This is a genomic window from Flavobacterium amnicola, assembly GCF_004122165.1.
In the GTDB taxonomy this organism is placed as follows: Bacteria; Bacteroidota; Bacteroidia; order Flavobacteriales; family Flavobacteriaceae; genus Flavobacterium; species Flavobacterium amnicola.
On sequence record NZ_SBKO01000003.1, the window covers coordinates 219,285 to 226,964 of the forward strand.

Annotated in this window: 9 protein-coding genes; 6 read left to right on the plus strand and 3 right to left on the minus strand. The window is 33.4% G+C overall.

What is annotated here, in order from left to right; genetic code table 11:
• The first annotated feature begins 11 nt into the window (after positions 1-11).
• The 4 genes from EQG63_RS09270 (at position 12) to EQG63_RS09285 (ending at position 3,505) form a co-directional block, all read left to right on the plus strand.
• Positions 12-962, plus strand: coding sequence for a PhoH family protein (locus EQG63_RS09270; RefSeq protein ID WP_129436091.1), 951 nt, complete (start codon positions 12-14; stop codon positions 960-962).
• A 115-nt stretch (positions 963-1,077) separates the two neighbouring features.
• Entirely contained in the window at positions 1,078-1,893 is an 816-nt protein-coding gene (locus EQG63_RS09275) for an SDR family NAD(P)-dependent oxidoreductase (RefSeq protein ID WP_129436092.1), read from the plus strand.
• Between the two features lie 77 nt (positions 1,894-1,970).
• A complete protein-coding gene (locus tag EQG63_RS09280) occupies positions 1,971-2,918 on the plus strand; it encodes a phosphoribosylaminoimidazolesuccinocarboxamide synthase (protein WP_129436093.1) in 948 nt (315 codons plus the stop codon).
• A gap of 173 nt (positions 2,919-3,091) precedes the next feature.
• Positions 3,092-3,505 carry an ankyrin repeat domain-containing protein gene (locus EQG63_RS09285; RefSeq protein WP_129436094.1) on the plus strand — a complete coding sequence of 138 codons (414 nt, stop codon included), beginning with the start codon at positions 3,092-3,094 and terminating at the stop codon, positions 3,503-3,505.
• A 60-nt stretch (positions 3,506-3,565) separates the two neighbouring features.
• Here the strand turns inward: EQG63_RS09285 and EQG63_RS09290 are convergent, their stop codons facing one another.
• Entirely contained in the window at positions 3,566-4,105 is a 540-nt protein-coding gene (locus EQG63_RS09290) for an SRPBCC family protein (protein WP_129436095.1), read from the minus strand.
• Between the two features lie 28 nt (positions 4,106-4,133).
• Positions 4,134-4,595 carry a DUF1801 domain-containing protein gene (locus EQG63_RS09295; RefSeq protein ID WP_129436096.1) on the minus strand — a complete coding sequence of 154 codons (462 nt, stop codon included), beginning with the start codon at positions 4,593-4,595 and terminating at the stop codon, positions 4,134-4,136.
• Between the two features lie 114 nt (positions 4,596-4,709).
• Between EQG63_RS09295 and EQG63_RS09300 the strand changes: the two genes are divergently transcribed.
• Complete coding sequence (locus EQG63_RS09300) at positions 4,710-5,501, plus strand: hypothetical protein (RefSeq protein ID WP_129436097.1); 792 nt, start codon at positions 4,710-4,712, stop codon at positions 5,499-5,501.
• Positions 5,502-5,590: 89 nt separating this feature from the next.
• Here EQG63_RS09300 and EQG63_RS09305 read toward each other — a convergent pair whose 3' ends face one another.
• A complete protein-coding gene (locus tag EQG63_RS09305; RefSeq protein ID WP_129436098.1) occupies positions 5,591-6,679 on the minus strand; it encodes a M42 family metallopeptidase in 1,089 nt (362 codons plus the stop codon).
• A gap of 81 nt (positions 6,680-6,760) precedes the next feature.
• Between EQG63_RS09305 and EQG63_RS09310 the strand changes: the two genes are divergently transcribed.
• On the plus strand, positions 6,761-7,486 hold the full coding sequence (locus EQG63_RS09310; RefSeq protein WP_129436099.1) for a DUF4294 domain-containing protein: 726 nt from the start codon (positions 6,761-6,763) through the stop codon (positions 7,484-7,486).
• Positions 7,487-7,680: the final 194 nt, after the last annotated feature.

The window sequence follows — 7,680 nt, forward strand, 5'->3', positions numbered from 1 at the left end:
TTTTTAAGCCTTTGAACGAAAGAATCATCGAATTAGAAAACATTGCGCCAAAAGAATTTTGGGGCGCTCATGATAGCCATTTGGAGTCTATCAAAAAGTACTATCCAAAACTTAAAATTGTAGCTCGCGGTACAACTTTGAAAGCGTTTGGAGAAGAAGAAGTTTTAGATGAATTTGAAATACGATTTAGGCGATTGATGACACATTTTAGTCGATTTAATAATATAGACGACAATGTGATTATGCGTGTGATTGAAGGCGATGCACAGCAAACCGGGGTGATGGATGCCAGTGATCAAATTTTGGTACATGGGCTAGGAGGGAAGCTGATAAAGGCCATGACGCCGAATCAGCAAAAATTGGTCGATTATGTTCAAAAAAATGACATGGTATTTGCTGTCGGACCTGCAGGTACCGGAAAAACATATACAGGTGTAGCTTTGGCCGTTAAAGCGTTAAAGGAAAAGCAGGTGAAACGTATTATTTTAACCCGTCCTGCGGTAGAAGCAGGAGAAAATCTCGGTTTTCTACCTGGTGATATGAAAGAAAAGTTAGACCCGTACATGCAACCTTTATATGATGCCTTGCGTGATATGATTCCACCACAAACCTTGGAAGATTATTTATTAAAAGGGATTATTCAAATAGCGCCTTTGGCTTTTATGCGTGGTAGAACTTTAGATAATGCTTTTGTGATTCTAGATGAAGCACAAAATACAACGCATAGTCAAATGAAAATGTTTTTGACGCGTATGGGGAAAAATGCGAAATTTATCATTACAGGCGATCCGGGTCAGGTCGATTTACCTCGCAGAACCATTTCGGGACTTAAAGAAGCCATTTTGGTATTAAAAGATGTTGACGGGATCGGAATTATTTATTTGGATGATAAAGATATTGTACGCCATCGATTGGTTAAAAAGATAATTGATGCTTATAAGAGTATTGAAAACAATGATTAATAAGACATTAGAAAATAATAGAAAAAAGGAATGTGTAAAGACATTCCTTTTTTTGTAAATCGACTTTGCATATTATAATGAAATAGCTTTTATTTGTTTTTTAAAGCATAGAATTTTGAAAAATGTACTTATAACTGGAGCTGGAAGCGGATTAGGAAAGGAACTTGCATTTCATTTTTCAAAAAATGGTTGGAATGTAATTGCGACAATGATTCATTTGGATCATGGTTTTGATTTTAAAGACTTTCCCAATATAAAATGTTATTTGTTGGATGTTACTTCTTCGGAAAGTATCGAAAATGCTAAAATTGAAATAGCAAAAAAATACCAAACCATTGATGTAGTCATTAATAATGCAGGAATTGGGTACCGAAGTTTTGTCGAACTTTCTAAAGACGAAAAAATAGATCAAATTGTTGCAGTCAATTGGCTTGGCGTTGTAAAAGTATGTCGTGCATTTATTCCTGTATTCCGAAATCAAAAAAGCGGACTGTTTATTAATATTTCTTCCATTGCCGGATTGGTAAATTTGCCTTTGGGTAGTTTTTATCATTCGACCAAAAAAGCAGTGGAGAGTTTTTCAGAATGCATGGCTTACGAATTAATTGATTTTAATATTAAGGTTTGTACCGTTCAGTTCGGAAATGCCAATACGAATTTTCAAGCCAATGTCACCAAGTCAGAAAATACAGATATCGAATCCTATAATGTGTTAATGGATAGAATTTCAGCAATTTTGATTAAGAAATCAAACAAAAACAAAGAGCTGATACCTAAAATTATCCATAAAATTTTTGAGATTGCCGAAAATCCACCGAAAACATTCAAACGCTACACCATTGGTTTTGATGCCAAAATCATGAAGTTTTTAAGACAATGCTTGGGTTACAAGTTGTTCAATAGTTTGATTCGAAGATCCGTTTTAAAATAATTTTTGAACATCGGTTTTAAAAAACTATTTTTGCACCACAATTTATCCTGAGTTTATCGAAGGGCAACACAACACTAATGAATACAATTACTTCGACCCAATTCAACTTTCCGGGTCAAAAATCGGTTTATCACGGAAAAGTTCGTGAAGTCTACAATATTAATGATGAAATTTTGGTCATGATTGCCACCGATAGGCTTTCAGCTTTTGATGTCGTAATGCCAAAAGGAATTCCATACAAAGGTCAAATATTAAATCAGATTGCTACCAAATTCATGCAGCTGACGGAAGATATTGTACCCAATTGGCTTATTGCCACTCCAGATCCAAACGTAGCGGTTGGTCATTTGTGTGAACCGTTTAAAGTGGAAATGGTGATTCGAGGTTACTTGTCAGGTCATGCCGCTCGTGAATATGCCGCTGGAAAAAGAATGTTGTGTGGCGTTGCAATGCCAGATGGAATGAAAGAAAATGATAAGTTTTCCACACCTATCATTACACCTACTACGAAAGCCGATTTAGGTACGCATGACGAGGATATTTCTCGCGAAGCGATTTTAGAAAACGGAATTGTTTTGGAAGAAGATTATTTGGTATTAGAAAAATATACACGAGCTTTATTTCAAAGAGGAACAGAAATTGCGGCTTCTCGCGGATTGATTTTAGTCGATACTAAATATGAATTCGGAAAAACCAAAGAAGGAAAAATTGTATTGATTGATGAAATTCATACACCCGATTCTTCTCGTTATTTCTACGCCGAAGGTTATCAAGAAAGACAAGACAAAAATGAAGCCCAAAAACAATTGTCTAAAGAATTTGTACGCCAATGGTTAATTGCTAATCATTTTCAAGGAAAAGAAGGACAACAAATCCCAGAAATGACCGATGATTATATTGCCACTGTTTCAGAACGCTATATCGAATTGTATGAAAATATTATCGGAGAAGCATTTGTAAAAGCAGATGTATCAAATATTCAAGAACGAATTGAAAAGAATGTTGTCGCTTATTTGAATAAATAAAACAAAACTATTTTAAGTTGCATGAACCACGCTTTGCGTGGTTTTTTTGTGATTTGTATTTATCGATTCTGAAAATGTGAGTGTTAAAGTTTTGTTAGGATATTAATTTTTATGTAACGCAAGGGATTTTTCAACGTCTATTTTTATAAATCATTAATCAAAAATCAATCATTATGAAATCAACGATTCACGAGTACAAAAAAATCAATGTACTAAACACGAGTAAAAAAACAATCATTATTTTAGGATTAGCTCTTGGAGCTTTCGCAAATCAATCATTTGCATCAAACGTTAAACTGTCACAAAAATCGGAAACAGTTTATTTCGTAGATTCTCCGATTTGTAATGCAATTATTAAAGGCGACTTGGAAGCCGTTAAGAAATTTATTGAATATGGAGTGGATGTGAACCAAGCTTCAAATGGAGTTACACCATTAATGTTGGCGGCACGTTACAACAAGTCAGAAATTATTGATCTATTGTTGAAAAACGGAGCGGATAAAAAAACGAAAGATGAAAGAGGGTATACCGCGTTAAAGTATGCCGAATTGTCTAAAGCAAGTGAAGCCATTGCTGCTTTAAAGTAAAAATTAGTCACTAAAAAAGTCCCTTTTAAAAGGGACTTTTTTTATTGAGGTTGTTTGAAACTATTTCTTTTCAAGGTTATTTTTCAAATTATCGAGACTCGCTTGTAAATCTTTACCCAGCATTTCGTCCATATTCATGAAAAGCATCATGACATTAAAAGGATAAGGCATTTTTCCATTAAAGCCCCATTTTACTTTAGTTTGATTCGGAGAAATTCCTTCTGTAACAAAATAAGCATAATCAGTAGATTCCATCGGGCGTTTAAAACGTAATTCCATATCGATACGTTCGCCGGGTGCAATTTTCTTAATTTCTTGTTCGCCTTCTCCAACATCTTCATTTCCATTCCAACTGTAAATGAAACCAATTTCACCATCTGTTCCTGTAAAAGTTCTTTTCGAATTAGGATCTTTCATGTTCCAAACACTGAAATAATCTTGGTTTTTCATCATTTTAACATAATTAAAAACACTGTCTTTAGGTTGGTTTATCGTTACTTCTCTTTCTACCGCATAATCTTTGGTCATGACTAATCCTGCTAGCAATACAATTCCAACAAGAGCCAGCAAGACAAAAAGGATTCTCTTTAAAATTCTCATAGTTTTATAGTTTTAGATTGTTTATTTGCTATTTTGATTTTTTGAAAGCCATTTCATAGGTTGTGATCCAATCTTGAACGGTTACTTTTTGCATTAATTCGCCAATCAATTCAAACGGAATATCTTCAGGTTTTTTAAATCGGATACAACTTTTTCCCATGTCTAATTTCTTTTTTGAATGTTTCGGAAACTCAGCAGTAAACCAATTCAGTAACTCTGGATTGGCGTAAATCCCCATATGATAAAAGGCAATAAAGTTTTTTTGTGACGCAAGTCCAGCAAATGGAAGGGGATCTTTCGGATTGCAATGATAGCCACTTGGATAAATACTATGTGGAACAGAATAGCCCATCATGCCATAACCCATTCCTTCTTGAAAACCCTCGGGTATATTTTTAAGAATTGTATCTCTCAACTTATTAAATCCATCTTTTCGTTCTTCAGGAATTTCATTCAAATAGTCAGTTACAGTTAAAGCTTTCGATTGCATTTGGTCGGTTTTAGTATTGTAAATTTAATAAAAAATGCTAAATGTTAAAATCTTAATTACATTGATTGGTTGTTGTTTTTTTTATTTTTATTTGCACCCTCAAATTGAATTTTTATGAAAAAAATAATGGCCTACGTATTGTGTGTGTTTGTTTTATCAACTTCGTGCTCAAGTGATGAAGTTTCCACTAACAATTACCTTCCTCCAACTACTTCAAAAGTAATAAAATTGATTAAAACTAAAAATAGAGATAGTTCAAATGAAACGTATTATAATTATGAAGGGAATAAATTAATTAGTATTACTAATAATTATAATTTGGAAAAAGTTGAAATAACTTATGAAGGTAATTATATAACAGAAGTAATTAAAAGAGATAATCTTGGACAAATACAATATGAAACAACATATGAATATTCTAATGGTAAACTTTCTAAAAGAACCCAAAATGAAATTTCAACCAACAATATAATAGAAGAATATTTGTCGTATTCTTTAGCTAATAGTGTAATAATTATTCGAGCTTTTCAAAGTACAAATGGAGGAACTACATTCAGTCTACTTGATCAATCAAAACTTTCTTTAAATTCAAACCGTGATGTAATAAGTAAAGATTATGATTATGATAGTGCAAACGATTCATACAATGCAACAGTAACTTTTGAATATGATAATAAGAATAATCCTTTTAAAAATGTTGTAGGATTGGATAAAATAAAATATATGTCTGTTGGTTATGAGGTTCAAGCTAGAAGTACGATAAATAATGAAATGAGATTATACGACGTACAAAACGGAACCGCTATAGAACATAGTGTAAAGCATTACAGTTACAATTCAAATAATTATCCTATTAGTAGTTCAAGTTCAGTTAATTCTATAGTTTTAAATTATTTTTATCAGTAAAAGTATTTAAAGAATATTATAAAAACCCTGTCAGAATTAAAAAACTCTAACAGGGTTTGTTTTTTTATTGAGGACAAACTTTTTATTTTTTATTTAAAATAAGAAAAGCTTTCGTTGTTTTCAATTTTTAAAACAGTTTCATAAATCAGTTTAATTACATTTTCCACGTCTTCTTTGTGAACCATTTCTACAGTAGTGTGCATATAACGCAACGGAAGTGAAATTAATGCCGAAGCAACTCCACCATTGCTATATGCAAAAGCATCCGTATCTGTTCCGGTAACTCTTGAAGTGGCATGACGCTGGAAAGGGATTTTATTTTCTTCAGCCGTATCGGTTATCAATTCACGTAACTTGTTTTGTACCGCTGGAGCATAAGCTACTACAGGACCACGACCAATTTTTAAATCTCCTTCAATTTTCTTATCAATCATTGGGGTAGTGGTATCGTGACAAACATCGGTCACAATTGCTACATTGGGTTTAATGGTTTGAGTAATCATTTCGGCACCACGAAGTCCAATTTCTTCCTGAACCGCATTGACTACATACAAACCAAAAGGCAGTTTCTTTTTGTTTTCTTTTAATAAACGAGCGACTTCGGCAATCATGAATCCACCCATTCTATTATCAATGGCACGACATACAAATTTGTTTTCGTTTAAAATCATAAACTCATCTGGATAGGTAATCACACAACCCACATGAACGCCTAAATTTTCCACTTCTTCTTTAGTAGAACAACCACAATCGATAAAAATATTAAACTGAGTGGCATTTTCTTCTTTTCCTCTTCCACGTGTATGAATAGCTGGCCAACCAAAAACACCTTTTACGATTCCTTTTTTGGTATGAATATTTACTCGCTTTGATGGCGCGATTTGATGGTCAGAACCTCCATTTCGAATCACATATATTAATCCGTCATCCGTAATGTAATTCACATACCAAGAAATTTCGTCACTATGTCCTTCAATGACAACTTTGTATTTAGCATCTGGGTTGATGATTCCAACCGCAGTTCCATAAGTATCGGTAATAAATGTATCTACATAAGGTTTGATATAATCCATCCAAATTTTCTGTCCTTCACTTTCATATCCGGTTGGAGATGCATTATTAAGGTATTTTTCTAAAAAGTCAATCGACTTCTTATTTAGTATCGATTTTGTTGCCATAAATTATTTTTTTGCTAATTTATAAAATTGGTATAACAGTTGATAGATATTTCTATAAATTTGGAAAATTTTAATTCATTTATGAAACACCTACTTATATATATAGTTTTGCTATTTGGTGCGCTACAATCCAATGCTCAAGAAATAAAGATTGATTCGCTTGAAGTTGAGAAGAAGTTAGAAGATAAAGATACTCTTGCCCAAGTGTCCTATCAGCTGGAAGAGGTTGTGGTGACCAATCGTGCTTATAATTTCAAAACCGATGAGGAACGAAAGCGATTTATGATTTTGCAACGACGCGTGCAAAAAACCTATCCTTATGCTAAAATTGCAGCCGATCGATTGGTAGCGTTAAATAAAGGAATGAAATTATTAAAATCAGAAAGAGACAAGAAGAAGTATTTCAAAATTGTGGAAGGCTATCTAACCGATGAATTTGAGGCACAATTAAAAAAACTAAGTCGCAAGGACGGACAAATATTGGTAAAATTAATTCATCGCCAAACAGGAACCACAACATTCGATTTGATTCATGATTTAAAAAGCGGATGGAAAGCCTTTTGGGCAAACAATACCGCTAGCTTGTTTGATATTAATTTAAAATCGAAATACGAACCCAATAATGTAGCCGAGGATTATTTAATTGAAAGTATTTTGTACCGATCGTTTATAGATGGTCGTTTGCAAAAGCAAGAATCAAAACTCGGACACAACTATACTGAATTGCAAAAAATATGGCGTGAAAAAGTAAAAGCCATTCGAGCGGAGCAAGAAGCCAAGCAAAAAGAAATAGAAGAAAACAAATAGCACACTACTTATATTGTTATAATCCCATCTGTATCAGATGGGATTTTTATTTACTATATATAAGTGTATTTCTTATTTGGGCGTGTCCCTTCGGGCCGGGCTGTTCGCTGTATCTTTTATAAGTTGTCTGAGGTTCTCGAAGACAACTATAAAAGGATGCCGCTATCATCCCTCACGCGTCCCTCGTGAGTTTT